Source organism: Mycobacterium sp. 2YAF39 (assembly GCF_052114565.1).
Lineage (GTDB): Bacteria > Actinomycetota > Actinomycetes > Mycobacteriales > Mycobacteriaceae > Mycobacterium.
Window position 1 is genome coordinate 1 of record NZ_JBFREZ010000060.1, and the last position, 378, is coordinate 378.

Sequence of the window (378 nt, forward strand, 5' to 3'; positions counted from 1 at the left end):
CCACGGACCTGCGCCTGAACGAGCCGCGCTACGTGACGCTGCCGAACATCATGAAGGCCAAGAAGAAGCCGCTGGAAACCGTGAAGCCCGAAGACCTCGGTGTGGATGTGGCCCCGCGTCTGTCGACCGTGAAGGTCGTGGAGCCGGCCAAGCGCAGCGCAGGCGTGATGGTGCCSGAYGTRGCCACGCTGGTGCAAAAGCTGAAGTCTGAAGCCAAGGTTATCTGAGCGCGGGGAGAGAAAACATGACTGCACTCGTCATTGCTGAACACGACAATCAATCGATCAAGGCCGCCACGCTGAACACCGTGACGGCTGCCGCCCAGTGCGGTGGCGACGTCCACGTGCTGGTAGCCGGCGCCAATGCCAAGGCTGCCGC

1 protein-coding gene and 1 pseudogene are annotated in these 378 nt (G+C 62.9%); both read left to right on the forward strand.

Features of this window, described 5'->3' with window-relative positions:
• Positions 1-227, forward strand: a pseudogene (locus AB4Z42_RS28465) (hypothetical protein); the annotation flags it as partial.
• Between the two features lie 17 nt (positions 228-244).
• A partial coding sequence (locus tag AB4Z42_RS28470; protein WP_442012593.1) for a hypothetical protein occupies positions 245-378 on the forward strand: 134 nt, incomplete at its 3' end.